Below are 23,074 nucleotides of genomic sequence, written 5' to 3'. Positions count from 1 at the left end.
CGCGCGGAGCCGTGCGCGGTCTCAGCCGTCCGTGGTGGGTGGTGTGGTCCCGGTGGGGTCGGGGGTCAGGTCGCAAGTGCTGGATGTCGAGGTGCCGTCCTGGCCGGTCAGGTGGACGGTGGGCCGGCCGTTGGGGGTCTCGTTGTGGGCGATGGTGCAGGTGAGTTGGCGTAGGGCGGTGGTGTCCAGGCCGGTCAGGGGGATGGGGAGGAGGGTCGTGATCTGGCCGGTCGGGGTGGATTTGACGCTGAGAGGGCCTTTGAGGGGCGTGGAGGGGAGGGAGGTTTCGAGGCCGGCGGAGCGGTCTTCCGGGCGGGGGCCGGCGAGCAGGGCGAGGATGATCTTTTCCGTGGGGACGGGTTCCTGGGACTGGGCGGCCGACACTTCGTAGTCGGGGCCGAAGCCGATCGACGAGGCGGTCTTGCGGACCACGGGGTGGAGTGCGCCGTCCGGGGTGTGGAAGAAGAGCAGCATGTCGTAGTTGCGGTTGAAGAACGCCTCGACGGTGGCGGGGCCGCCGGCCTCGATGACGTCGGTTTCCTGGATGCCGCAGGCGGAGAGCGGGAGGAGCGCCGCTACGGCCACAGCGGCCCGGCGCGACCGCGCGCGGCTCATGCGGGGTTCTCCTCCGTGTGGAGTGGCAGCTCGACGGTGAAGACGGCGCCGGAACCGGGGAGGTTCCGCGCGTGGATCGTGCCGCCGTGGAGGCGTACGTTCTCCAGGGTGATCGCCAGGCCCAGGCCGCTGCCCGCCGAGCGGGTGCGGGCCGCGTCGGCCTTGTAGAAGCGGTCGAAGATGTGCGGGAGCACGTCGGGGTGGATGCCGGGGCCGCTGTCCGCGACCTCGGCGATCAGGAGGGGGGGTGCGGTCGGGGACGGGGCCTGCGTGCGCAGGCGGACCGTGACGGGGGCCGTGCCGTGGCGCAGCGCGTTGCCCACGAGGTTGGCGATGACGACGTCGAAGCGGCGGGGGTCGAGTCGGGCCCGGATGCCGTCGGGCAGGTCGGTGCGGATCCGGTCGTCGCCGTCGGTCCAGTGGCGGGCGGCCAGGCTCTTGCGGATGGCCTCGGCCACATCGACCTCGTCGGTGTGCAGTTCGGCCGCGCGGGCGTCGAAGCGGGAGATCTCCATCAGGTCCTCGACGAGCACGGCGAGCTTTCCGGTCTCGGCGCTGATCAGCCGTACCGCGCGGGCGGTGTCGGGGTCCAGGCGGTCCGCGTCCTCGTCGAGGACCTCGGTGACGGCGAGCATTCCGGCGAGCGGGGTGCGCAGTTCGTGCGAGACGTCGGAGGCGAAGCGGCGGGCGCGTTCCTCGGCGTCACGCAGTTCCCGCACGGAGTGTTCGAGCTGGCCCGCGGACTCGTTGAACGTGTGGGCGAGGTCGGCGAGTTCGTCGCTGCCCCGCACCGGGATGCGGGTGTCGAGTCTGCCGTTGCCCATGCTCCGGGCGGCCTGACGCAGTTCCCTTACCGGGCGCAGCACGCTGCGCGCGGCGAGCAGGCCGGGGATCAGCGCGATCGCGAGGCCGGGCAGTGCGCCGTCCCGGGCGGCGGTGAGGAGGGCGTCGACGTTGACCTGCTCGTCGGTCAACCGCATGACGGCGTAGAGGACGAGCCCGCTGGGCAGCACGTCGTACGGGCCGGTTTTGAAGACGGTGGGCATGGCGATGGTCAGGTAGGGAACGCCGTCCTTGACGACCCGCTCGAAGCTGCCGTTGGGGTTGGCCCGGGCGGCGCGGCGCAGTTCGGCCGTGATGACGGTGGAGACGGGGTTCTCGCCGGAGGAGGCGCGCAGCGAACCGTACTCGGCGAACACCACCCAGGGGCGCGGCTTGCCCTTGCGGGCGAGGTCCCGCAGGACCTCCTCCAGGCCCTCCTCCTGCACGGGCAGGGCCCAGGCCGTCTGCTGGACCTGGTCGCGGAACGACGAGACCGCCGTGTCCTGGGCGGTCTGCAGCAGCGCGTTGCGGGCCTCGCGGTACGTCAGCGCCGACGTCGTACCGGCGCTGACGGCGGCGACCAGCAGGAAGGCGAACAGCAGCCGGGTGCGCAGCCCGAACGCCCTGACACGACGCGGTCGGCCGGTGCTCACAGCGGTCCGAAGCGGTAGCCGAAACCGCGCACCGTCTGGACGTAGCGGGGGCTGCCGGCCTCGTCCTCGATCTTGCCGCGCAGGCGCGCGACGCAGGCGTCGACCAGGCGGGCGTCGGCGTGGTAGCTGTGCTCCCAGACGTGCTCCAGCAGTTGCTGTCTGCTGAACACCTGCTCGGGTGCGGCGGACAGGTGCAGCAGGAGTCTGAGCTCGGAGGGGGCGAGCGCGAGGCGCTCGCCGGCCTTGGTGACGGTCAGGCCGACCCGGTCGACGGCCAGTTCGCCGTGGACCTCGATGGCCGGCCGGCCGCCCGGAACGCCGCCGCCGTCGTCGATGCGGCGCAGTACGGCGCGGATCCGGGCCTCGATCACCTCGGTGCGGGCGGGCTTGACGATGTAGTCGTCGGCGCCGGCCTCCAGGCCGATGACCACGTCGAAGTCGTCGCCGCGCGCGGTGAGCATGATGATCGGCAGCTGGCTGCGCTCGCGGACCTGACGGCAGACCTGGACGCCGTTCATACCGGGCAGCATCAGGTCCAGCAGCAGCAGGTCGGGGCGGAACTCGGCCAGCGCGGCCAGGCCGGCCTCGCCGGTCGCGGCCGCCCGTACGTCGTGGCCTCGGCGGCGCAGACCGAGTTCGACCCCCTCGCGTACGGAAGGGTCGTCCTCGATGAGGAGCACGCGGGGCATCGGCGGTTCTCCCTCGGTGGTGGTCGGCTCGCGGCCGCAGCGGGCAGAGGTGGCCAGACCGGCGGTGGCCGGCTCGGTGTTGGTCACGTCCGGGTCGTCCGTCGGTGTAGACGCCTGAGCAGCGCGTCCAGTTCGGTGAGGCGCAGCGGACGGGCGAGCAGGGCGAAGGTGAGGACGACGGCGGTCGCGCCGGCGGCCGCGGCGGCCAGGGCCCCCGCACGTGCGGCGCCCAGGGCGGTCAGGTGGCCCAGTGCGGTCGCCGGTACGGCGGCGAGCAGCAGCCGTACGTGCGCGCCGACGGCGGTCGAGCGCAGGGGGCGGGCCACGGCGAGCCGCCGGCTCAGCACCCGCGCGGTCACCGCCCAGCCCGCGCACAGCGCCAGCGAGTACCCCGCCGCCATGCCCGTCACGGCCCAGCGGGCCGGCAGCAGCTGCGCGGCGGCCAGGGACAGTCCCGCGTTGAGGGCGACGATCACCAGGTTCAGCAGGAACGGCGTACGGGTGTCGGAGAGCGCGTAGAACGTGCGGGACAGGACGTACTGGCCGGACAGGGCGACGAGCCCGGGCGCGAAGGCCATCAGGATGCCGGCCATGGCGGCCGTGTCGGCGGCGCTCGTCCTGCCGTACCCGAAGACGAGGGCCGTCACCGGCTGGGCGAGGGCGAACAGCGCGCAGGCGGCGGGTACGACGGCCGAGGCGCTGACGCGCAGGGCGTGGGAGACGTCGCGCCGCAGCGCGGCGGTGTCGCCGTCGGCGGCGGACGCGCTCATCCGGGGCAGCAGCGCGGTCACCACGGAGACCGTGATGATGCCGTGCGGGACGACCCACAGGGCGTAGGCGTTGTTGTAGGCGCCGTATCCGGGGCCGCCGTCCACGCCCGCGGTGGTGGCCAGGCGGGTGGTGACCCAGTAGGCGGCCTGGTTGGCCAGGACCAGCAGCACCAGCCAACCCGCCGACCGCAGGGGGCGGGTCAGTCCGCTGCCGCGCCAGTCGAAGCGGGGCCGCCAGCGGAAGCGGGCCGCGCGCAGGGCGGGGACGAGGGCGAGCGCCTGGGCGGCGATTCCGGCGGTGGTGCCCCAGCCCAGCACGGCGGTCTCGGCGGCCGTGAGCGCACCCCCGCCCCCCATGGCCAGCGCCAGATACAGGCCGAACACGGCGATGACGACGACGTTGTTCAGGACCGGCGCCCACATCATCGCCCCGAACCGGCCGCGCGCGTTGAGCACCTGCCCGAGCAGGGTGAACAGGCCGAGGAAGAAGATCTGCGGCAGGCAGTAGCGGGCGAACGCGACGGTCATGGCCGCCTGTCCGCCGGTGTAGTCGGTGTACGCGCCGACGATCGCGGGGGCCGCCCACACCGCCGTCGTGGTGATCGCCAGCAGGGCGACCACACAGACGGTGACGAGCCGGTCGGTGTACGCGGCGCCGCCGTCGTCGTGCTCCTTGGCGGCCTTGACCAGCTCGGGCACGAAGACGGCGTTCAGCGCGCCGCCGAGGAGCAGCATGTAGACGATGGTGGGCAGGGCGTTGCCGACCGCGTAGCCGTCGGCGACCGGCCCGATGGTGCCGATCGCCGCCGCGACGACGGCGGAGCGGGCGAAGCCGGTGGCGCGGGCGACGACGGATCCGGCGGCCATGACGGCACTGCCCCGCGCGGCGGAGACCGCCTCCCTGCTGGTCGGTGTCGCCTGTTTCATCGGCGGTTCAGATACGCCTGGAAGGCGCGGTGGAGCGTGTGGTTGGCGCTGCCGCCCAACGGTCTCTCCCATTCCCCCAACGTCTCGACGACCTGTCCGCCGGTGCCGAGCTTCCACCGCAGCAGTCCGTACGAGCGTTCCTCAGGATCGAGAGTGGAGGGTACCCCGCGCATGTCGTAGACGTGCGCCGAGCGCGTGGGCGTCCTGCAGCATCCTCCACTGCAGGGCGTTGGAGGGCCGCACCTCGCGGCGGTGGTCGGCGGAGGCTCCGGTCTGGTACCAGACCCGGCGGCCCACCGTGATCATCGTGTGGGCGGCGAGGATCTCTCCCCGGTGACGGGCGAGGTACAGCTTCATCCGGCCGGGCTCCTCCGCGTTGAGCGCCGCGTACTGGCGCTCGTAGTACGCGAGCGAGCGGCCGAGCCGGAAGCCGTCGCGGCGCTCGGTGACGGTCAGCAGCCGGTAGAACTCGGGCAGTTCGGCGGCGCTGCCCACCACCACCTCCACGCCCTCCTTCTGGGCGCGGCGGACGTTGCGGCGCCACTCCTGGTTGAGCCCGGACCACAGGTCCTCGGTGGTCCTTCCGGCGAGCGGTACGTGGAAGACGTACCGGGGCTGCGCGTCGCCGTCCTGACCGGTCCCGTCACCGCCGCAGCGGCGCCACCCGCCGGCCCGCAGCCGCTCGGCGACGGCGGTGCCGAGCGGGTCGACCTCGCTGGCGAGGACGTCGCCCAGCCGCCGGCCCGGGCCGGCGTGCGGCTTGAGCAGGGCGGCGTCCCAGCGCCGGTAGGCGGGCGACGGGCCGATGCGCACGGCGAAGGCGCCCGCGCGGCGCAGGTGTTCCAGCAGCGGACCGAGCCAGCCGTCGACGTCGGGGTCGGTCCAGTCGGCGACGGGGCCTTCGGGGAGGTAGGCGAAGTACTTGCGGGTGCCGGGGAACTGCCGCAGCAGCACCAGGGCCACGCCCTTCAGTTCGCCGGCCTCCGGGTCCGGCCCCCAGCCGAGCAGCTGGGCGCGCCAGCCCTCCTTGACGTCGGCCCAGGACGGGCACTGCAGGAAGCCGGCGCCGAGCGCCGCGCCGTCGGGGGACGCGAGGAAGGCGCGGTACGTCTCCGGGGTGATGGCGCGCAGGGCGAAGCCGGGGCTCCCCGCTCGGCGCACGCGGCTGGGCGGAACGAGCAGCGCTGACACAGTGTGAGCCTCTCCTTCTCCCCGGTCCGTCCCGGGGACACACAGGAGGCTCACAGCGGTCCATGACCGCCCCGTCCGGTGAATGTGACCGGACCATGACCGTTCCTCACCAGTCGCCGTCACATGGCTCCGTAGCGGCTGACCTCGGGTTTTCCGGTTCTACAGTCACGACATCCACCACCTCGTCGCCCATCCCGGAGGCTCTGTTGTCACGCACCCGTGTACTCGTCCATGCTCGGGCCGCTGTTGCGGCGGCTCTGCTCGCTCCCCTCGCCGCCTGTTCGTCGGGCGCCTCCCCGAGCGCCGCGGACCCCGAGGTGACGCCGGGCGCCGAGGACCGCCCTGTCACGGTCACCGTCACGCCCGCGGGAGAACGGGCCCCGGCGGGCGGGCCCGTGACGGTCAGGGCCGCGGGCGGCACCCTCACCTCGGTGACCGTCACCGACGCCGAGGGCCACCGGCTGGCCGGGAAGGTCGCCGCCGACGGCCGGTCATGGGTCTCCGACCGCAGGGCCGCTCCCGGTACGGCGTACACGGTGACGGCGGCGGCCAAGGCCGAGGGCGGAACCGCGAGGACGACCAAGGCCGCTTTCACCACGGCCCCGGCGGACAAGGTCAACAAGGTCGACTGGCGGCCGGGCACCGGCACCACCGTCGGCATCGCCCAGCCGATCTCCCTGGTCTTCGACAACCCGGTCGCGAACAAGGCCGAGGTGGAGAAGCAGCTCAAGGTCACCACCTCGAACGGCACCGAGGGCTCCTGGGGCTGGATACGCGACTGGTCGGGCCGGGACCGCGTGGACTGGCGGCCCAGGACGTACTGGAAGCCCGGCACCGAGGTCACCCTGAACGCCGAGCTGAACGGCACCGACTCGGGCGCCGCCGGCGGCTGGTTCGTACGCGACTACACGACGACCTTCACCATCGGCGCCCAGCAGATGGTCAAGGTCGACCTGGACAGCCACCAGCTCACCCTCGTGCGCGACGGCGAGACCGTCCGCCGTATCCCGGTCTCCGGCGGCACGCCCGGCGGTGACAAGCGCTCCTGGCGCGGGACCGCCGTGCTCATGGCCAAGGAGGGCACGATCAACATGAACTCCGAGACGGTGGGCCTCGGCGACGCCTACGACAAGATGGTCGACCACTCGATGCGGCTGACCTGGTCGGGCATGTACGCGCACGCCGCCCCGTGGAACGCGCAGTACTTCGGCAGGGCCAACCGGAGTTCCGGCTGCATCGGCATGAGCGACGCCGACGCGGCCTGGTTCTACGGGCAGGTGCGGCCGGGCGACCCCTTCGAGATCACCGGCAGGGACACCAAGGGCGTGGTCGCACCCGGCAACGGCTTCGGCGCGTGGAACGTCTCCTGGACCGACTGGCAGGGCAGGAGCGCCCTGCGCTGATCCGGTCAGACCACTTCGGGCTGCTGCTCCGATCGCGGCTCGGGCACGGGTGCCGGCGTGGTCGGTTCCTGCCACCGTGTCGTGGTGCTGCGTACGTAGCCGTGGACGACCGAAGCCATCGCCAGGAGGAGCAGCGGCCCGGCCAGCCACGGGAGTTCGGCCATCTGCACCGGGAGGTAGCGGTACGACACGAGGAGCGCGGCGAACACCGCCGTGCCGTGGGCGACCAGCTGGATGCCCGCCCGGTCCCAGCCGCGGTCGTGCGCGCGCAGGGCTGCCTCGATCGTGACCGCGAAGACCACGCCGGCGACGAGATCCGCGCCGTAGTGGTAGCCGAATCCCAGCGTCGCGGCGAGCGTGGCGATCAGCCAGAAGGTGCCCGCGTAGCGCAGCAGCCGGGGGCCCTTGCGGGAGTGGATGAAGATCGCGGTGGCCCATGCGGTGTGCAGGCTGGGCATGCAGTTGCGCGGGGTGATCTCGTCGAACGGGATCGGGTGCGGGGCGCCGACCGGCGGCAGTGTGTCCGGCCACAGGTTGGCCACCGCCCACTGCTCGGTGGGCGGCGAGGGCGGCCACAGGTCGGCCGACGCCCAGTACTCGTTGCCGGCGCCGTAGGCGTAGAGCGGTCCGACCACCGGGAAGATCATGTAGATGGCGGGGCCGAGGAGGCCGATCACCAGGAAGGTGCGCACCAGGTGGTGGCGCGGGAAGCGGCGCTCGGCCGCCACGTGCCGCATCTGGTACAGCGACACGACGACCGCGGCCACCGCGAGCTGGGCGTAGACGTAGTTGAGGGCGTGGGCGCCGACGGTGCCGGTGGCCGTGAGGATCCGGCCCGCCAGCCAGGACGGATCGCCCAGCGCGTGGTCGGCGGTCGCCACGTACTGGTCGAGCACCGTCGGGCGGGTCTCCGACGTGATCAGCAGCCAGGTGTCGCCGGTCTTACGTCCGGCCACCAGCAGCAGGCCCAGGCCGGCGCCCTTGAGCATCAGGAGGCGTTCCCGGCCGGTGCGGCGCGTCACGGCGATGACCGCGCAGCCCAGGATCACCCACAGGGCGCCGTTGCCGAAGGGGTGGCCGTGGGTCACCTCCACGTCGAACGTCCACCGCACCAGGAAGAAGGCGAGGTCGATGCCGATCGCGGTGCCGGCCGCGACGAACCGTTGCCGCCGGGTGAGGACCACCATCGTCAACGCCATGCCGGCGTACAGCGCGAAGCCCGACTTGGGCGGGCAGACCACCTCTCGGGTGAGGCTGGTGATCGGCCCCATCAGGGCGTAGTGCCGTGCGGCGATCTCCAGCGCGGCGAGGAACCCGAGGGTCACCAGACCTGCGGTGGTCCACAGGATCACGCGTGGCTGACGCCATGGGGAGGACGCAGATATCAATTGTTCGGCCGATTTGTCAGATATTGGTCAGGGCGGGTGATGATGCGGACATTCGTCGTGAGCTCGAACATGCTAGCGGCGCAGCTCGGTCTCAGCTCACGGGCGGTTCGGAGGACGGCCGTCGCCGCCGGAAGGTTCCCTTTCCGGCCGAGGACCGGCTCACCGAGGTGACGGCGGGCGAGGCGGTGCCGTGGTGGGTGGGGTGACACGGCAGGAGAGGGTGGGGGGCTGGGTCGGTGGGGAGAAGGGGTCGGTGCCGGCGAGGAGGAGGGTGGGGGAGCCGTGCATGCCGGCTCACTCGGCCTGTTCCGGGTCGGTGATCTCCTGCCAGGTGACGGTGATGTCGGGGCGGTCCGCGAGGGCTTCGGCGAGGCGGGCCGGTAGCAGGGGGGTGTGGGGCTTCTCGGCGACGAGGAGAGGGCATAGCCGAGTACGCCGTCGGCGACCGCCCGGCGCGCGGCGGCAAGGGCTTCCGGAGCCTTGTCCCGGGTCAGGTCGGCGAACGCGGTCGCCGCGGTCAGGCGCAGCAGGTCCAGCCGGGCGCCGATCTGGTCGATCACGCGGGTCATGTCCTGGTCGTGGCGCTCGGTACGGAGCGTGCGCAGGCCGGCGGCGGCCAGGATGCCGACGTACTCGTCGAGGGAGCGCGCGTCGGCGACGCAGGCGATGCGGGCGGTCAGACCGGTCAGTTCGGGCGGCAGCCGGCCGGGGACGGCGGTGACATCCGTGATGCCGACCCGTCCGCCGGGCCGCAGGACACGGGCGAACTCGGCGGCGGCCCGCGCCTTGTCGGGGAAGGTGCACAGCGCGCACTCGCACACGACCGCGTCGAACACACCGTCCGGGAACGGCAGTCGCTCCGCGTCACCCGTGGCGAACACCGCCCGCTCGGCGAGGCCGGCGGCGACGGCGGCGCCCCGTGCCAGGGCGGTGTTGGCCGGCGCGTAGTCGACGCCGTCCACCTGGCAGCCGTAGCCGTCGGCGAGCAGCAGGGCGGTCGCGCCCCGGCCGGAGGCGACGTCCAGGACCCGGCGTCCGGGGTGAGGGCCAGCTGGGGTCTGGTCGTCCTGCATCTGGGGCTGCTGGAGCGGCGCGACCGGCTCGCACCGGCCGACGTGCTCACCCTCCTCCGGGGGAACCTCCCGGCCACCGCCGTGGGAGCGAGCCGCTGGTCGGGGCTGCTGGCCGTGGTCCTCGACCTCGCGGACGGGCGGCTGGCCCGCCGCCGGGCCACGGTGACGCCCTTCGGCGACCACGCCGACTCCCTCGCCGACGCGGCGTTCTGGACCTGGCTGGCGATCCGGCACGAGCCCAGCCGGACGCTGCGGGCGGCGGCCGTCGCCGCCTGGGCGGTGCCGGTCGCCGCGATGACCGCCGTCGCCATCAGCCGTGGCGCCATGCCCGACCGGCCCCGCCCCACGCTGCTGCGCCCCGCGGCCGCGCTGCAGGCCGTCATCGCCGTGCGTCACCTGGGCCGCGTCCGGCGGGGCGCCTGAGGAGTCAGCTCTCCACGACCCCGAGCTGTCGCATCAGCCCGAGCTCGTCCCAGTTCCACCAGCTCTCGGCGATCTTGCCGCCCTGGCAGCGGAACGTGGCGTGGCCGGTTCCGGAGACGTCGCGGTTGGTGGCTTCCATGCCCTGGTAGGCGCCGGTGTGCCGGCCCTGGTAGGTCAGCCGGCAGCTCACCACGTCGCCCTCGGCGATCATGCCCTCCACCTTGATGCGGAAGTCGAAGGCGTTCATGATCTCGGTGTTCTCCCGCTTGGCCTGGGCGAGGTCCACGTCGTAGGAGGAGAGGGCGGTGTCGTGCTCGCGGTAGTCACCGGTGCACAGCTCGTCGGCGACGTCGAACCTCTTGGCGTTGACGACCTCGTCGAAGAAGCGGCTGACGGCGTTCTTGTTGAGCTGTTCGTCCCGTACGACGTCGAGGTCCGTGAACTTGGGCGTCTCGTCGCAGGCGGCGACCAGTTCCTCGAAGATGCGGTTGGTCTCGGGGAGGTTGGAGTTCTTCATCGCCTCCTCGTACGACGGGAACTCCACGATCTCGACGACGTGCGTGGAGTCCTGGCGGTCCCGCCCGACGATGGAGTGCGTGGCGGTCCGCTTGCCCTGGGTCGCTTCCACCCAGTCGTCCATCAGCCGGTTGAGGTGATCGACGTTGCTGGTCTTGCAGTCGATGAGCTGGACGAAGGTCATGAGCCCCTCCCGTGCGGTGAGTGACGTGCGTGACTGTGGACACGCGTGATGCATTGGGGCGATTTCAGCGTATACCGGGCATTCCGCTCCCGCCTCGTGGACTCCGTGGCCACCGAGAAGCAGGGGCTCGCTCAGGAAAGGCGGCGCTTCGCGAGACGGCGTACGAGACGCGGGGCGGCCGCGCCGGCCAGGAGGGCGGCGAGGGGGAGGACGATGTCCACCCAGGGGTTGCGAAGGGGCTTGTAGGTGGCCGTGCCGTCCTTGATCTCGATGAAGCCGACCGGCCGGGCCGCGACGCCACCGCCGCCTCCCCCGCCCTCGCCGGTCTTGTCCCGGCCGACTTCCAGCCCCGCGCCGCCGCCGAAGCCGAAGGCGACCTCGGCGACCGGGATGACGGTGACGCCGTCACCGACCACGGGCTCTCCGTAGACGGCGGTCACCGAGGCCCGGCCGCCGAGCTTGTCGGCCAGGCGTTCCAGGAGGGCGGCCGAGGCGTGGGCCGCGTTCGGCTCGATGGGCGGGGTGGTGGTCATCGGGTGCCTCCTGAGTGGGCGCGTACGGCGGTGCCGAGGATGTGGGTGGCGGCCGGTGAGGGGACGCGGGTGTCGGGGAAGGGGAACGTGTCGGCGGTGGTGAGGGTGAAGCCGGCCGCCGTGAGGGCCGCCCGGCTGTCCCGGCCGGTGTGGCAACCGCCCATCAGCCGGGGCCAGATGGTGGCGTCCAGGGCGCGCTGCACGCGGCGCATGGCAGGCGATTCGGCCTGGACGTGCTCGAAGAAGCGCAGTTGGCCGCCCGGGCGCAGGACCCGGTGGAGTTCGGCGAGGGCGGCGTGCGGGTCGGTGACGGAGCACAGCGTCAGACAGAGCACCGCCGCGTCGAAGGAGCCGTCGGGGAAGGGCAGTTGCTCGGCCCGGCCGTCGTACGTCTCCACCGGGACCGGGGCGCTGCGGCCCTGTTCCTCCGCCAGGGCGCGCAGGCGCGGCTCCGGCTCGACGGCGGCGAGGCGTTTCACCTCGGGTGGGTAGTGCGGGAAGTTCAGGCCGTTGCCCGCGCCCACCTCGATCACCTCGCCGGACAGGTCGGCCAGCAGCCGGCGGCGGTGTTCGACGACCCCGGCCTTGTCCAGGGCCGGGGCGGCGAGCCTGGTGTAGAAGCGGGCGAAGACCGGGTGCCTGATGCGCTCGGCCATGGTGACCATCTCCCTCTGCGGTGTCGCCGACGCTACCCTTGATGCGGAGGTGCTACATAGTGAAGTCACTTCACGATATCCCCGGGGGCCCCTCGACCGCCAGGGCCTCTCTCGACCGGCTCTTCGAACTGGCCGAGGTCCTGGGCACGATGATGCAGCGCGGGGTCGCCGAGCGCGGCCTGACCACCGCGCGGGCCGGTGTGCTGTGGGCGCTGTTCCACGAGGGGCCGATGACCCAGCGGGCGCTGGCCGGCCGGCTGGGGGTCACGCCCCGCAATGTCACCGGGCTGCTGGACGCGCTCCAGGAGGACGGGCTGGTGGTCCGCGAGGCCCATCCGACCGACCGGCGCGCGACCCTCGTCTCGCTCACCGGGGCGGGACGCGAGGTCACCGCCGGGCTGCGCGGCGGACGCGACGAGCTGGCCGCCGCACTCTTCGCGGACCTGCCCCCCGACCGGCTCGCCGACTTCACCGCCACCCTGGGGCAGGTGATCGACCGGCTGCGGGCATCGGGGCCGTAGGTGTCAGGCGGTGTGCCACGGCGCGTCGGCGCGGGTGGACCGTGCGCCGACGGTCAGCCGGAGGGCGTACGTCGGCCGCTCCGCGCGCACGGGCCCGAGGTACTCGTGGCCGGTCATGTGACACCAGGCGGGCAGATCGAGGGGCGCGGCCGGGTCGGTGGCCAGGACATGGACGACGGAGCCGGGACGTGCCGCGTCGACGGCGGCGCGCAGTCGGAGCAGGAGCGTGACGCACAGCAGGCCGGTGCCGTCCACGGTGACGTCGGGTGGCGGGGTCATCGGCTGCTCGCGGTGGCGGCCATGGCCGGGCGGACGGCCAGGACATGGACGACGGAGCCCGGGCGGGCCGCGTCGACAGCGGCGCGCAGTCCGAGCAGAAGCGTGACGCACAGCAGGCCGGTGCCGTCCACGGTGACGTCGGGTGGCGGGGTCATCGGCTGCTCGCGGTGGCGGCTATGGCCGGGAGGACGGCCAGGGCGAGGATGCCGCCGGTGAGGGCGAGGACGGGGTAGCTCGCGGCGGCGACGACGGCGCCGGAGGCCAGGCCGCCGGTGGCGCCGGCGATGGCGATGGAGACGTCGACCATGCCCTGTGTCTTGGCGCGGGTGGCCAGCGGAACGGCGTCGGTGATGATCGCGGTGCCGGACACCAGCCCGAAGTTCCAGCCGAGCCCCAGCAGGGCCAGTGCGAGGGCCAGCAGGGCGACGGAGTCGCCGGGCGCGGTGGCGGCGAGGATGCCCGCGGCCAGCAGGGTGACGCCCGACGCGGCGGCGACCGCGACGGGGCCGAGGCGGTCGACGGACCAGCCGGTGAGCGGTGACGGCAGGTACATCGCCCCGACGTGGATGGCGATGACGAGGCCGGCCGCGGTGGTGCCGTGTCCGTGGTCGTGCATGTGGACCGGCGTCATCGTCATGATCGCGACCATGACCAGCTGGGTGAGGATCATGATCAGGGCGCCCAGGACGACGTAGGAGCCGCGTCGTCCGCCGGGCGTCGGTGTGGCGCGTGGGGACGCCTCGGTGGTCGTCGTCCGCTCGTGGTCGAGGGTGCGGGCGAGCAGGAGGGGGTCGGGGCGCAGCCAGACGGCCAGGACGAGGGCGGCCAGCGCGTAGGCGGCGCCGGCCAGGAGGAAGGGGCCGGCCAGGCGCGGGATGCCGAGGGCGTGGGCGAGGTCGCCGGTGGGTGAGGCGAGGTTGGGGCCGAGGACGCCGCCGAGGGTGGTGGCGACCAGGACGGTGGAGACGGCACGGGCGCGGTGGGCGGGGGCGGCCAGGTCGGCGCCTGCGTACCGCGCCTGGAGGTTGGTGGCGGTGCCGGCGCCGTAGACGAACAGGGCGAGGAACAGCAGGGCGGGGCTGTCGACGACGGCGGCCACGGTGACGGCCGCGGCGCCCACCGCCCCGGTGAGATATCCGGCGGCCAGGCCCGGTCGGCGGCCGCGGGCCTGCGAGATGCGGCCGACGGCGACCGCGGTGAGCGCCGACCCCGCCGTGAACAGGGCGCTGGGCAGCCCGGCGAGGCCGGTCGAGCCGAGCATGTCCTGGGCGAGCAGCGCGCCGACGGTGATACCGGCGGCCAGTCCGGCACCGCTGAGCACCTGCGAGACGACCAGGACGGTCAGGACGCGGCGCTGTGCCTCGGGGTGCGGGGATATACCGGCTTCGGCGGGGGCCGTACTCGTCACTGGGGGCTCTTCCTCTCGTCCGGACGTGTCGCATCAGGTCGGTCCCGGTCCCCGACGTCGACGGGCAGCTCGGCCAGGCGCCACTCCAGCATCCCGTCGCGGAGGCGGATCGCCCTGCGTCCGCGGTCGCTGAGCAGCCGTACGGCGTTGTGGGCGAGCACGCAGTACTCGCCGCGGCAGTACACGACGACCTCGGCCTCCTCGGGCAACTCGCCGATCCGGTCGGCCAGTTCGCCGACCGGGATGGAGAGCGCGCCGGGGATGTGCCCGGCCCGGTACTCCTCCACCGGCCGCACGTCCAGCACCACCACCTCCCCGGCCGCCGCCCGAGCCCGCAACTCCTCCCGGGTCATCCCGGCCGCGCCGTCCGCGCCGAGGTACGCCTCACGGGCGGGCGGCACCGCCGTCTGGTGGGCCTCGGTGACCTTGCGCAGCAGCGCGAACAGCTGGGCGACGTCGTCCCCGGCGAGCCGGTAGTGGATCCGTACGCCCTCCCGCCGCGTCGCGACGAACCCGGCCTGCTTGAGGGTCTGCAGATGCGCCGAGGCCGTCGTCAGGTTCAGGCCCGCGGCCTTGGCGAGGGCGTCGACCGTGCGCTCGCCCTGGGCCAGCAGGTCGAGCAGTTCCAGGCGCTTTCCGCTGGCCAGCGCCTTGCCGCCGACCGCGAAGGCGTCGTAGAGCCGCGCCTTGGTGTCGGCCGTGGTCGTTCCCTTTCCCGCCATGCCAGCCCCTCCTCCATAAATCCATGGAATAGTGTAGTTGAAGGGAACGGATGAATGGAGAGGAGGAGTAGGAGTCATGAGCTTCACCGACGACCACCTGATCCCCCTGGTCGACGCGGGCCTCGGCAACAGCGCCTACCTCGTCGACCTCGGCGACGGCCGCGCCCTGGCCGTCGACGCCTGCCGCGACCTGCGCGCCCTGCGGGCCGCCGCCGAGCGGCGCGGGCTGCGCGTGGCGTTCGCCGCGGACACCCATCTGCACGCCGACTTCCTCTCCGGCGCCGTCCAGCTCGCCCACGACGACGACGCGACCGTCCTGGCCTCCGCCGCCGGACACCGCGCGTTCCCCCACCGCGGCCTGACCGACGGCGACGAGACCGACCTCGGCGGGCTGACCCTGCGTGCCCTGGCCACCCCCGGCCACACCGACGAGCACCTCTCCTTCCTGCTCCTCGACGGCGCCCGCGAGCTGGGCGTGTTCACCGGCGGCTCGCTGATCGTGAACTCCGCCGCCCGCACCGACCTGCTGGGCGCCGACCGGACCGAGGAGCTGGCCCGCGCCCAGTACCGCTCGCTGCGCCGCCTGGCCGCGCTCCCCGACCGGCTGCCCGTCTGGCCCACCCATGGCGCCGGTTCCTTCTGCTCCGCCCCGCCCGGCGCCGAGCGCACCACCACCATCGGCGCCCAGAAGCGCGCCAACCCGCTGCTCACCGCCCCGGACGAGGACACCTTCGTACGACGGCTGCTGGGCGGCCTCGGCTCCTACCCCGCCTACTTCGCCCGCCTCTCCGAGGCCAACCGGCGCGGCCCGGCCGTGCTGGATCCGCCCCCGGAGCCGACCGCCCTCACCGTCCCCGAGGTACGGCGCCTGCTCGGCGAAGGGGCCCAGCCGGTCGACGTCCGCCCGGTCCCGGACTTCGCCGCCGGACACATCCCCGGGGCCGTGTCCGTACCGCTCCGGGACCAGTTCGCCACCTGGCTGGGCTGGCTCCTGCCCGACGACACCCCGCTCGTCTTCGTCACGGCCCCCGGGCAGGACCTCACCGAACTCACCTGGCAGGCCCTGAAGATCGGCTACGAACGCCTCGCCGGCCACCTCGACATGCGGGCCTGGACCGGCCCGCAGGACACCGTCGAACTCCTGGCCCCCGCTCAGCTCACCGACCGCCGCCCGATCCTCGACGTCCGCCAGCGCACGGAGTACACCGCCGGCCACATCCCCGGAGCCACCGCCATCGAGCTCGGCGCACTGCCCGCCCGCACCGGCGAGGCACCCACCGGCGCGGTCGTGCACTGCGGGCACGGCGAGCGCGCCATGACCGCCGCCAGCCTCCTCCAGCGTGCCGGACACCACCGGATCGCCGTCCTGGCCGGCGGCCCGGCCGACTGGTCGCAGGCCACCGGCCGCGCGCTGGAGGAAGGCGAGTGACCACCGACAGCACCACCACACACGACGGCGGCGGCAACGGCATCCGCCTCGGACTACGCGCCAACCTCGCCCAGTTCACCCTGCTCGTCGCCGTCAACGCCCTGGTCGGCGGCATGCTCGGCCAGGAACGCGTCGTACTGCCCCTCCTCGCCGACGACGTCTTCCGCCTCTCCGCCCACACCGCCGCCCTCACGTACATCGTGGCCTTCGGCGCCACCAAGGCGGTCACCAACTTCTTCGCCGGCACCCTCTCCGACCGCTACGGCCGCAAACCGGTCCTCCTGACCGGCTGGCTGATCGCCCTGCCCGTACCCCTGCTGCTGATCTGGGCCCCGTCCTGGGGCTGGGTGGTCGCCGCCAACGTGCTGCTCGGCATCAACCAGGGACTGACCTGGTCCACCACCGTCATCATGAAGATCGACCTGGTCGGCCCGGCGCGGCGCGGCCTGGCCATGGGCTTCAACGAGGCCGCCGGCTACATGGCGTTGGCGGCCACCGCCATGGCCACCGGCGCCATCGCCTCCCACACCGGCCTGCGCCCCGAGCCGTTCTTCCTCGGCATCGCCTACGCCGCCCTCGGCACCGGCGTGTCCGCCCTGGCCGTACGGGAGACCCGCGACCACGCCCGCCTGGAGGCCGCCCGGCACCCCACCCACCCCGACCACCACGAGCACCTGACCACCGCCCGGATCGCCCACCTCACGACCATCCGCGACAAGGCCCTCTCCTCCGCCAGCCAGGCCGGCCTCGTCAACAACCTCAACGACGCCCTCGCCTGGGGCATCTTCCCCCTCCTCTTCGCCGCGCACGGCCTGCCCCTCGCCCAGATCGGCGTCCTCAGCGCCCTCTACCCGGCCGTCTGGGGCCTCGGCCAGCCGGCCACCGGCTGGTGGTCCGACCGCGTCGGCCGAAAACACCTCATCACCGCCGGCATGCTGCTCCAGGCCGCGGCCATCGCCCTGGTCGCCCTCGGCACCACCTTCCCCGTCTGGGCCGCCGCCCAGATCCTCCTCGGCATCGGCACCGCCCTCGTCTACCCCACCCTCCTCGCCGTCATCGGCGACGTGGCCCACCCCGCCTGGCGCGCCCGCGCAGTCGGCGTCTACCGCCTCTGGCGCGACACCGGCTTCGCCGTCGGCGCCCTCCTCGCCGGCACCCTCGCCGACGCCTACGGCCTGACCACCGCCATCTGGACCATCGCCGCCCTCACAGCGGCCTCCGGCCTACTCGTGGCGATGCGCATGTACGAGACACATCCCCGCCTCGCCGGCTGACCGGCCGACCGACGCCACAGAATCCAGCGAACCCACTCCAGTTCCTGCCCCAGCAGCAGGCCGGACGCCGCGGCGGCCTACGAAGCGCACTGCGCGCCCCGGTAGTTGCCATGCCCGCCGACCCTGTGCGGGCACGGCAACGGCCCCCGTCATTGCGGGGGCCGTTGAGCGAGTCCCGGACTGCGGGTCCGGGTACCGTTCTGATTGCGACGTCAGAACGGAGACCGGTATGCCCCCGCACGCTGAAGATCACACGGGCGCGCGTATCAAGCACGTGCGCAAGGTCCGCCAGTTGACCCAGCGCGAACTGGCAGACCTCTCGCACGTGTCGTACAGCACCATCACGAAGATCGAGCAGGGCGTCATGCCGGCGAGCCCGTCCGTGACAGGAGCGCTGGCCCGCGCCCTGTCGGTACCAGTCGCTGAACTCAACGGCCAGCCCTATCTGGAGGAGCTGCGGCAGGACCAGCTCGATGGGCTCATCAACCCCATCCGAGAGGCGCTCAACATCTACGATCTCGGCGCCGATCCAGGCGTCTCCCCGCGTCCGATCGAGGAACTGGAGGAGCACGCCGACAAACTGTGCGCCATGGTCCGGGCAACAAACATCAAGCAGGTGGCCGCTGATCTGCCTGGCCTGATCCACGAGGCGACGACGGCCGCGCACACGAACCCGGTCGACCGCAACTGGCAACTGCTCGCGAGCGCCTACCGCACCGCGTACGACGTGACAACGAAACTCGGCTACCCGGACCTGTGCATGGTGGCCTTGGACCGCATGGACTGGGCCGCGCATCGCGCCTCGGATCCGGTGCTCGGTGGCATGCGTCAGTACCTGCGTTCCCTCGCCTACCTGCGGGCCAGCGACTACCGCACCGGTAAGCGGCTCGTAAGCCTCGGTATGGCCACCTTGCAGCAGGCCGAACCCGGAAGAGTCCGGGACGTCCTGGTCGGGCAGTTGCACCTCGGGGCAGCGGTGTTGGCCGGCCGGGACAAGGACAAGGAGGAGGCGCAAGGACACCTCTCCGAGGCTGCTCGTATCGCGAAGAGCACCGGGCCGGCGGAGAAGGTGCACTGGCTGAGCTTCGGCCCGACGAATGTCGGTGTGCACCGGGTGAGCGTGCTCGCGGAGCTGGACCTGTATCCGGAGGCTGTGCACGAGGCGGAGGGCGTTTCCGTCCCCGAGGGCTGGCCGCCGTCCCGGCTTGGCCACCACCACGCGGAGGTGGCCCGGGCCCAGATGTGGACGGGACGCACCGACGCCGCTTTCCGGAGCTTGCTCGCGGCGCGCAAGCTGGCGCCGCAGCAGACCCGCTATCACCCGACTGTGCGCGAGACGTACGCCGGTCTGGAATCCGCTAGGCGCAGGATGCCCGACTCGTTCAGCAACTTCGGGGCGTGGCTGGGGATGTGACGCTGCGTTGAGTCGGGGCCGGAGCTATCAGTGAGGTCTGATAGTTCCGGCCCTTTGCTGTCGGCACTCTGGCAACAGACGACAAAGACCCCCGCGACGGGCTAGGTCCGGGGGCGTGGCCAACACTGCTGAGGAGCGCCGACATCATGAACGCTACAGCTCCGCCCATGGAACGCACACAAGGTCCCGGCATGACGATGCGGGTCCACACCGTGAACCGGTACGGCACGATCACCGCCGACCGTGGCACGCGCGCCGTGACGCCCGCGGCCGGGCCGCTCCCGGCGAGGCCGGGGACCTACTACCCGCCGTGCCAGTGCCCGAGCCATCGTGCGGGGGTGACCCGGTGAGCATCACCCTGGAAGTCACCCCAGAGGTACTCGCGGTCCTGGGCCTGCCCGCGCGGGAGACGAGGGACGACGCGCAGCAGCGCGGCACCGCGTGCGTGTGGTGCCATCACGAGCTGAACACCGAGTCGGCCATCGACCTCGGCGAGCAGGCCCCGCCCGAGCGCTGGTTCCCGCGTGCCTGCCGCCCCTGCGTCGGCACCCGTGCCTGGCCGGGAGCCGTCAGCCACGCCATGGCCTGCACGTCGACGTGCGGTGGCCAGTCGGGGCATCTGTGCGACACGGGCCGCCTGCTGTACCGGCTGAGCACGCGCCACTGGGTCCACTGCGACCGCTGCGGCAAGCGGATCGAACCCGGCCAGGAGTACGACGAGTACTTCCCGGAGTCCGGCACCGGCTTCCCGCCCCCGGTGTACACGCACCGGGAGCCGTGCGAGCGACAGCCGCGCAGGTGGCTGTGAAGAGGCTGGTCGGCCTGCTCGTATACCCGGCGGCCGTGACCGGCCCGGTCCCCGCCCTGGTGCTGGCGCGGACACCTGCCTGACGCACCCCCCGGCGACCGCAGGTCAGGGTCGCACACCAGATATCCCCCTCCCCGTCCCGGAAAGAGCCCGGCCCGACGAGGAGTGACTCATATTCAAGTTCCAAGAGGAAAGGACATGTGGTGACCACTGTTGCGGACCTGCGGGAGGTCTTCCCGCTCGCGCTCGAGGGCGGGCGCATCCCTCACAGCGCGGAGGAGCCGACCGGGCCGACAACGCGCCCGTGGATCCTCCGGTTCGCCCGTATCCCGGACGCGCAGCAGGCCGTCGTGCTGCCGCCCGTGAAGTACGACGAGGAGCGCCAGGTGTCGGTGAGCCTGTACGACGGGGAGCTGCCGTTCATGCAGACGCACACCCCGACGGTCCCGGACGGCAACGTGACGAACCCCCCGCCGCTGGACGAGGGCACGAAAGACTGATCCACAGATGCCCACCGTTCTCGTGATCGCAGCGCGCGACGACTGGCCGACCGACCGTGTGGTCAAGGCCCTTACGGACGGCGGGGCGGAGGTGTTCCGCATGGACACCGCAGAGTTTCCACAGGAACTCACCTTTGCCGGGCGCATCGATGCCCGGCAAGGGTGGTTCGGCGGACTTGCCACCGCCCACCGCGCCGTGAACCTCGCTGACGTCAGCGCCGTCTACTACCGCACCCCGAACGCCTTCAACCTGCCCGCCGCCATGTCCGGGCCCGAGCGTCGGTTCGCCGCTGCCCAGGCCCGCTCCGGTCTGGGCGGGATCATCTCGGCGCTCGACTGCCGCTGGGTCAGCCACCCGGCCGCCATGTCCCGCGCCGAGTACAAGCCGCTCCAGCTCGCCACCGCGCGAGCCTGTGGCCTCACCATTCCGCCCACCCTCATCACCAACCGGCCCGATGCTGTCCGAGCCTTCATCGGCGACATGCGCGGCGCCGTCATCTGCAAGCCGGTCGCCTCCCCGGTGCTGATCGAGGACGACCAGCTCAAGACCGTCTACACCCGCCGCCTGACGGAGAACGACCTGGAGGACCTGAGCGGCATCGACACGACCGCACACCTCTTCCAAGCCTGGATCGACAAGGCGCACGAGGTACGCCTGACGGTTGTCGGTCGCCGCCTGCTCGCAGCCGAGGTCCACGCGGGCAGCAACGCCGCCCACACGGACTGGCGCAGCGACTACGCCTCCCTCACCTACCGCGCCACCGAAGTCCCCGACGGCATCGCCGCGGGCGTGCGACGCTACATGGAGCGGCTCACCCTCAGCTTTGCCGCCCTGGACTTCATCGTCGGCCCCGACGGCGCATGGACGTTCCTGGAGGCGAACCCTTGCGGACAGTGGGACTGGATCGAACACGCCACCGGTCTGCCGATCTCCCAGGCCATCGCCGACGAACTGCAAGGAGCGGCCACATGAGCGCCCCCGCCCTGGACCGTGCCCGCCCGCACCTGGCCGCACTCACCGAGCACCTCCAACAGGCGGGCGCGATCCGCAGCAAGGCATGGGCCGACGCCTTCGCGTCGGTGCCGCGTCACGTGTTCGTCCCGTCCTGGTTCGAGCAGGAGACCAACGACAAGGGCATCGCCGTGTGGCGGCAGCGCCAGGCCGCCGACGAGACCACGCTCACCGCCGTCTACCGCGACATCACCCTCGTCACAGCCCTCGACCCCACCACCGCCGAGCAGGTCGCCGACACGGCCTGGACGGGCATCCCCACCTCGTCCAGCACCCTGCCCAGCCTCATGGCCGGGATGCTTGAGGACCTGGACGTCCAGGACGGTCACCGCGTCCTGGAGATCGGCACCGGTACCGGTTACAACGCCGCGTTGCTGTGCGCCCGGCTCGGTCCGGCAGCCGTCCACTCCATGGACGTCGACGAGGAACTGGTCGACACCGCGCGGCAGCGCCTGGCGCTGATCGGATACGAGCCGCAGCTCGTGGCCGGAGACGGCACGCAGGGCTGGCCAGACGGGATTCTCTTCGACCGGCTCATCGCCACCTGCTCGGTACCCGCCGTCCCCGGCGAGTGGCTGGAGCAACTCCGCCCGGGAGGCGTCCTGGTCACCGACATCGCGCTCGGCATCGAGGGCGGACTCGTACGCCTGTCCCCGCAAGGTGACGGACGCACACGCGGCGCCTTCACCGCCACAGCCGGACGCTTCATGCCGGCCCGCAGCCAAGCCCGCACCTATCCGGAACAGCCGCGCCCCGAGCGGGCTCCGGCGGCCGGGAGCCGGCCCACGCCCCTCACCGCAGCCGAGATCCGTGCTCACTACCCGCTGCGGCTGGTGCTCGCCTTCCAGCTGCCCGGCACCGAACTCGTCTACCACGTCGACGAGAACGGGATGGCGCTCCAGCTACAGCGGAACGACGGCTCGTGGGCGCGCGTGCCACTCAGTGGGGAAGGCGCGGGCATCGTGACGTACGGCGATCACGACGGGCTGTGGAAGGCAGCCGAGGCAGCCTGGAAGTGGTGGGCGAGCGTTGGGCGGCCTGAGCAGGACCGGTTCGGTTACGCCCGGGAGGCTGACGGGAGCGCCTATGCCTGGTACCTGGCCGACGGCACGCTCTGGCACCTGCCTGGTCAGCGGTCGAGCGGTGACCACGCGTCCGGTTGAGGGGTCAGTACCGCGGAGACGACTGACGTGGACGAGGACATGACGTCCGTGATGAAGCGGCGGCGGGGGAGGGCGAGGTGGTGCAGGGCGCGGCCGTGGTCGGCGGCGACGACCAAGGTGGCCGCGAGGAGGAGGAGTTGCCACAGGAGCAGTACCGGGCGGCGCAGGGGGCGGGGGAGTTCGGTCAGGGAGGTGTGGAGGCGCCCGCAGTGGAAGGGGACGTGGCGTTCCTCGTCGGAGAGGATGCGGGACGCCACGTCCGAGGTGAGCGGGTCGGGGCTGCCGTCGCGCAGGGCGCGGTAGTAGCGCAGGGCGACGACCTCCGCGATCATCAGGACCAGCAGTTCCATGCGCAGGCCCATGAGGCGTCGTAGCCGTACGAAAGCCGCGTCGGTCCAGTGGCCGGTCAGCGTCGGGGCGCCGCCCGCGGCGAGCAGCCGGGCGAGGAGCCGGGCGTGGTTCTGTTCCTCGGCGACGAAGAGCCGTACCGCACGCGCGTAGTCGGCGTCGCCTGCCTGGTCGGCCTTGCCGATGAGGTTCGCGCCGTCACCGTCCTCGCCGACCTGGAAGCGCTGGACGCTGGCCCGGACCGCCGGGTGCAGCGTCGCCCCCTGCTCCCAGTCCGGGTCGCCCTGAGCGTCCCTGCGCTCCCGTTCCTCCTCGAACCGCCGTGTCCACTTGGCGTACTCACCCATGTGCGC

The 23,074-nt window shown here is 72.5% G+C and carries 25 protein-coding genes and 1 pseudogene; 11 read left to right on the top strand and 15 right to left on the bottom strand.

Going from position 1 to position 23,074, the window contains the following annotated elements; translation table 11 throughout:
• Window positions 1-21 precede the first annotated feature (21 nt).
• From ACH5AC_RS07300 to ACH5AC_RS07280, 5 genes and pseudogenes are all read right to left on the bottom strand, one after another.
• Window positions 22-615: a hypothetical protein gene (locus tag ACH5AC_RS07300; protein ID WP_398860696.1), complete on the bottom strand. Its 594-nt coding sequence runs from the start codon at window positions 613-615 to the stop codon at window positions 22-24.
• Window positions 612-2,090: an ATP-binding protein gene (locus ACH5AC_RS07295; RefSeq protein WP_398860694.1), complete on the bottom strand. Its 1,479-nt coding sequence runs from the start codon at window positions 2,088-2,090 to the stop codon at window positions 612-614. Before ACH5AC_RS07295 ends, ACH5AC_RS07300 begins: the two co-directional genes overlap by 4 nt.
• Window positions 2,087-2,779 (bottom strand): response regulator, encoded by a 693-nt coding sequence (locus tag ACH5AC_RS07290; RefSeq protein WP_398860921.1) that lies wholly within the window; start codon window positions 2,777-2,779, stop codon window positions 2,087-2,089. The genes ACH5AC_RS07295 and ACH5AC_RS07290 overlap by 4 nt, the downstream gene beginning before the upstream one ends.
• An 83-nt stretch (window positions 2,780-2,862) precedes the next feature.
• Window positions 2,863-4,476, bottom strand: coding sequence for a murein biosynthesis integral membrane protein MurJ (gene murJ / locus ACH5AC_RS07285; protein ID WP_398860693.1), 1,614 nt, complete (start codon window positions 4,474-4,476; stop codon window positions 2,863-2,865).
• Window positions 4,473-5,667: pseudogene (locus ACH5AC_RS07280) on the bottom strand (lipid II:glycine glycyltransferase FemX). Before ACH5AC_RS07280 ends, murJ begins: the two are co-directional and overlap by 4 nt.
• 206 nt (window positions 5,668-5,873) lie before the next feature.
• On the opposite strand from ACH5AC_RS07280, the gene ACH5AC_RS07275 reads away from it, so the two are divergent.
• Window positions 5,874-7,070 carry an Ig-like domain-containing protein gene (locus tag ACH5AC_RS07275; RefSeq protein WP_398860692.1) on the top strand — a complete coding sequence of 399 codons (1,197 nt, stop codon included), beginning with the start codon at window positions 5,874-5,876 and terminating at the stop codon, window positions 7,068-7,070.
• A 5-nt stretch (window positions 7,071-7,075) separates the two neighbouring features.
• On the opposite strand, the gene ACH5AC_RS07270 is transcribed toward ACH5AC_RS07275, so the two are convergent.
• Together ACH5AC_RS07270 and ACH5AC_RS07265 are read right to left on the bottom strand one after the other, a co-directional pair.
• Window positions 7,076-8,419 (bottom strand): phosphatase PAP2 family protein, encoded by a 1,344-nt coding sequence (locus ACH5AC_RS07270; protein WP_398860920.1) that lies wholly within the window; start codon window positions 8,417-8,419, stop codon window positions 7,076-7,078.
• A 35-nt stretch (window positions 8,420-8,454) separates the two neighbouring features.
• Window positions 8,455-9,531, bottom strand: coding sequence for a class I SAM-dependent methyltransferase (locus tag ACH5AC_RS07265; protein ID WP_398860691.1), 1,077 nt, complete (start codon window positions 9,529-9,531; stop codon window positions 8,455-8,457).
• On the opposite strand from ACH5AC_RS07265, the gene ACH5AC_RS07260 reads away from it, so the two are divergent.
• Window positions 9,499-9,954: a CDP-alcohol phosphatidyltransferase family protein gene (locus tag ACH5AC_RS07260; RefSeq protein WP_398860690.1), complete on the top strand. Its 456-nt coding sequence runs from the start codon at window positions 9,499-9,501 to the stop codon at window positions 9,952-9,954. The two genes, ACH5AC_RS07265 and ACH5AC_RS07260, sit on opposite strands and share 33 nt — an antisense overlap.
• Before the next feature lie 4 nt (window positions 9,955-9,958).
• Here the strand turns inward: ACH5AC_RS07260 and ACH5AC_RS07255 are convergent, their stop codons facing one another.
• The 3 genes from ACH5AC_RS07255 to ACH5AC_RS07245 all read right to left on the bottom strand — a co-directional run bounded on the left by ACH5AC_RS07255 (window position 9,959) and on the right by ACH5AC_RS07245 (window position 11,843).
• Window positions 9,959-10,654, bottom strand: a complete 696-nt coding sequence (locus ACH5AC_RS07255) for an ester cyclase (protein WP_398860689.1) — start codon at window positions 10,652-10,654, stop codon at window positions 9,959-9,961.
• A gap of 131 nt (window positions 10,655-10,785) precedes the next feature.
• Window positions 10,786-11,187: a spore germination protein GerW family protein gene (locus ACH5AC_RS07250; RefSeq protein WP_398860688.1), complete on the bottom strand. Its 402-nt coding sequence runs from the start codon at window positions 11,185-11,187 to the stop codon at window positions 10,786-10,788.
• On the bottom strand, window positions 11,184-11,843 hold the full coding sequence (locus tag ACH5AC_RS07245) for a class I SAM-dependent methyltransferase (RefSeq protein ID WP_398860687.1): 660 nt from the start codon (window positions 11,841-11,843) through the stop codon (window positions 11,184-11,186). Before ACH5AC_RS07245 ends, ACH5AC_RS07250 begins: the two co-directional genes overlap by 4 nt.
• 59 nt (window positions 11,844-11,902) lie before the next feature.
• On the opposite strand from ACH5AC_RS07245, the gene ACH5AC_RS07240 reads away from it, so the two are divergent.
• Window positions 11,903-12,364 (top strand): MarR family winged helix-turn-helix transcriptional regulator, encoded by a 462-nt coding sequence (locus ACH5AC_RS07240; protein ID WP_398860686.1) that lies wholly within the window; start codon window positions 11,903-11,905, stop codon window positions 12,362-12,364.
• Between the two features lie 3 nt (window positions 12,365-12,367).
• Here the strand turns inward: ACH5AC_RS07240 and ACH5AC_RS07235 are convergent, their stop codons facing one another.
• Genes ACH5AC_RS07235 through ACH5AC_RS07220 form a run of 4 tightly spaced genes read right to left on the bottom strand, consistent with a single transcriptional unit; the run spans window position 12,368 to window position 14,773 of the window.
• Complete coding sequence (locus ACH5AC_RS07235) at window positions 12,368-12,643, bottom strand: sulfurtransferase TusA family protein (RefSeq protein ID WP_398860685.1); 276 nt, start codon at window positions 12,641-12,643, stop codon at window positions 12,368-12,370.
• The gene (locus ACH5AC_RS07230) at window positions 12,640-12,798 is read right to left on the bottom strand and encodes a hypothetical protein (protein WP_398860684.1); all 159 of its coding nucleotides are present in this window, start codon (window positions 12,796-12,798) and stop codon (window positions 12,640-12,642) included. Before ACH5AC_RS07230 ends, ACH5AC_RS07235 begins: the two co-directional genes overlap by 4 nt.
• Window positions 12,795-14,051: an MFS transporter gene (locus tag ACH5AC_RS07225; protein ID WP_398860683.1), complete on the bottom strand. Its 1,257-nt coding sequence runs from the start codon at window positions 14,049-14,051 to the stop codon at window positions 12,795-12,797. Before ACH5AC_RS07225 ends, ACH5AC_RS07230 begins: the two co-directional genes overlap by 4 nt.
• On the bottom strand, window positions 14,048-14,773 hold the full coding sequence (locus ACH5AC_RS07220; RefSeq protein WP_398860682.1) for an ArsR/SmtB family transcription factor: 726 nt from the start codon (window positions 14,771-14,773) through the stop codon (window positions 14,048-14,050). The genes ACH5AC_RS07225 and ACH5AC_RS07220 overlap by 4 nt, the downstream gene beginning before the upstream one ends.
• A 76-nt stretch (window positions 14,774-14,849) precedes the next feature.
• Here ACH5AC_RS07220 and ACH5AC_RS07215 point away from each other — a divergent pair, with 76 nt between their 5' ends.
• The 8 genes from ACH5AC_RS07215 to ACH5AC_RS07180 all read left to right on the top strand — a co-directional run bounded on the left by ACH5AC_RS07215 (window position 14,850) and on the right by ACH5AC_RS07180 (window position 22,373).
• Window positions 14,850-16,202, top strand: coding sequence for a rhodanese-like domain-containing protein (locus ACH5AC_RS07215; RefSeq protein ID WP_398860681.1), 1,353 nt, complete (start codon window positions 14,850-14,852; stop codon window positions 16,200-16,202).
• Window positions 16,199-17,476 (top strand): MFS transporter, encoded by a 1,278-nt coding sequence (locus ACH5AC_RS07210; protein WP_398860680.1) that lies wholly within the window; start codon window positions 16,199-16,201, stop codon window positions 17,474-17,476. Before ACH5AC_RS07215 ends, ACH5AC_RS07210 begins: the two co-directional genes overlap by 4 nt.
• 229 nt (window positions 17,477-17,705) lie before the next feature.
• The gene (locus ACH5AC_RS07205) at window positions 17,706-18,890 is read left to right on the top strand and encodes a helix-turn-helix domain-containing protein (RefSeq protein WP_398860678.1); all 1,185 of its coding nucleotides are present in this window, start codon (window positions 17,706-17,708) and stop codon (window positions 18,888-18,890) included.
• A gap of 167 nt (window positions 18,891-19,057) precedes the next feature.
• On the top strand, window positions 19,058-19,240 hold the full coding sequence (locus ACH5AC_RS07200; RefSeq protein ID WP_398860677.1) for a hypothetical protein: 183 nt from the start codon (window positions 19,058-19,060) through the stop codon (window positions 19,238-19,240).
• The gene (locus tag ACH5AC_RS07195) at window positions 19,237-19,698 is read left to right on the top strand and encodes a hypothetical protein (protein WP_398860676.1); all 462 of its coding nucleotides are present in this window, start codon (window positions 19,237-19,239) and stop codon (window positions 19,696-19,698) included. Before ACH5AC_RS07200 ends, ACH5AC_RS07195 begins: the two co-directional genes overlap by 4 nt.
• A 203-nt stretch (window positions 19,699-19,901) precedes the next feature.
• The gene (gene tgmA, locus ACH5AC_RS07190; protein ID WP_398860675.1) at window positions 19,902-20,198 is read left to right on the top strand and encodes a putative ATP-grasp-modified RiPP; all 297 of its coding nucleotides are present in this window, start codon (window positions 19,902-19,904) and stop codon (window positions 20,196-20,198) included.
• A gap of 7 nt (window positions 20,199-20,205) precedes the next feature.
• Window positions 20,206-21,171: an ATP-grasp ribosomal peptide maturase gene (tgmB, locus tag ACH5AC_RS07185; RefSeq protein WP_398860674.1), complete on the top strand. Its 966-nt coding sequence runs from the start codon at window positions 20,206-20,208 to the stop codon at window positions 21,169-21,171.
• Entirely contained in the window at window positions 21,168-22,373 is a 1,206-nt protein-coding gene (locus ACH5AC_RS07180) for a methyltransferase domain-containing protein (protein ID WP_398860673.1), read from the top strand. The genes tgmB and ACH5AC_RS07180 overlap by 4 nt, the downstream gene beginning before the upstream one ends.
• Here the strand turns inward: ACH5AC_RS07180 and ACH5AC_RS07175 are convergent.
• Window positions 22,340-23,068 (bottom strand): ferritin-like domain-containing protein, encoded by a 729-nt coding sequence (locus ACH5AC_RS07175; RefSeq protein WP_398860672.1) that lies wholly within the window; start codon window positions 23,066-23,068, stop codon window positions 22,340-22,342. The genes ACH5AC_RS07180 and ACH5AC_RS07175 overlap by 34 nt on opposite strands.
• Window positions 23,069-23,074: the final 6 nt, after the last annotated feature.

Source organism: Streptomyces sp. NPDC018693 (assembly GCF_044391385.1).
GTDB lineage: Bacteria > Actinomycetota > Actinomycetes > Streptomycetales > Streptomycetaceae > Streptomyces.
The sequence above is the reverse complement of the archived record's forward strand: the minus strand, read 5'-3'. Positions and strand labels throughout refer to the sequence as shown.

Excerpts from the sequence above, each read along its gene's own strand:
- ACH5AC_RS07250 (WP_398860688.1), bottom strand. The coding sequence starts at position 11,187 with ATGACCACCACCCCGCCCATCGAGCCGAACGCGGCCCACGCCTCGGCC.
- ACH5AC_RS07255 (WP_398860689.1), bottom strand. The coding sequence starts at position 10,654 with ATGACCTTCGTCCAGCTCATCGACTGCAAGACCAGCAACGTCGATCAC.
- ACH5AC_RS07220 (WP_398860682.1), bottom strand. The coding sequence starts at position 14,773 with ATGGCGGGAAAGGGAACGACCACGGCCGACACCAAGGCGCGGCTCTAC.
- ACH5AC_RS07180 (WP_398860673.1), top strand. The coding sequence starts at position 21,168 with ATGAGCGCCCCCGCCCTGGACCGTGCCCGCCCGCACCTGGCCGCACTC.
- tgmB (WP_398860674.1), top strand. The coding sequence starts at position 20,206 with ATGCCCACCGTTCTCGTGATCGCAGCGCGCGACGACTGGCCGACCGAC.
- ACH5AC_RS07290 (WP_398860921.1), bottom strand. The coding sequence starts at position 2,779 with ATGCCCCGCGTGCTCCTCATCGAGGACGACCCTTCCGTACGCGAGGGG.
- ACH5AC_RS07200 (WP_398860677.1), top strand. The coding sequence starts at position 19,058 with ATGGAACGCACACAAGGTCCCGGCATGACGATGCGGGTCCACACCGTG.
- ACH5AC_RS07265 (WP_398860691.1), bottom strand. The coding sequence starts at position 9,531 with ATGCAGGACGACCAGACCCCAGCTGGCCCTCACCCCGGACGCCGGGTC.
- ACH5AC_RS07245 (WP_398860687.1), bottom strand. The coding sequence starts at position 11,843 with ATGGCCGAGCGCATCAGGCACCCGGTCTTCGCCCGCTTCTACACCAGG.
- ACH5AC_RS07205 (WP_398860678.1), top strand. The coding sequence starts at position 17,706 with ATGCCCCCGCACGCTGAAGATCACACGGGCGCGCGTATCAAGCACGTG.
- murJ (WP_398860693.1), bottom strand. The coding sequence starts at position 4,476 with ATGAAACAGGCGACACCGACCAGCAGGGAGGCGGTCTCCGCCGCGCGG.
- ACH5AC_RS07300 (WP_398860696.1), bottom strand. The coding sequence starts at position 615 with ATGAGCCGCGCGCGGTCGCGCCGGGCCGCTGTGGCCGTAGCGGCGCTC.
- ACH5AC_RS07235 (WP_398860685.1), bottom strand. The coding sequence starts at position 12,643 with ATGACCCCGCCACCCGACGTCACCGTGGACGGCACCGGCCTGCTGTGC.
- ACH5AC_RS07230 (WP_398860684.1), bottom strand. The coding sequence starts at position 12,798 with ATGACCCCGCCACCCGACGTCACCGTGGACGGCACCGGCCTGCTGTGC.
- ACH5AC_RS07215 (WP_398860681.1), top strand. The coding sequence starts at position 14,850 with ATGAGCTTCACCGACGACCACCTGATCCCCCTGGTCGACGCGGGCCTC.
- ACH5AC_RS07175 (WP_398860672.1), bottom strand. The coding sequence starts at position 23,068 with ATGGGTGAGTACGCCAAGTGGACACGGCGGTTCGAGGAGGAACGGGAG.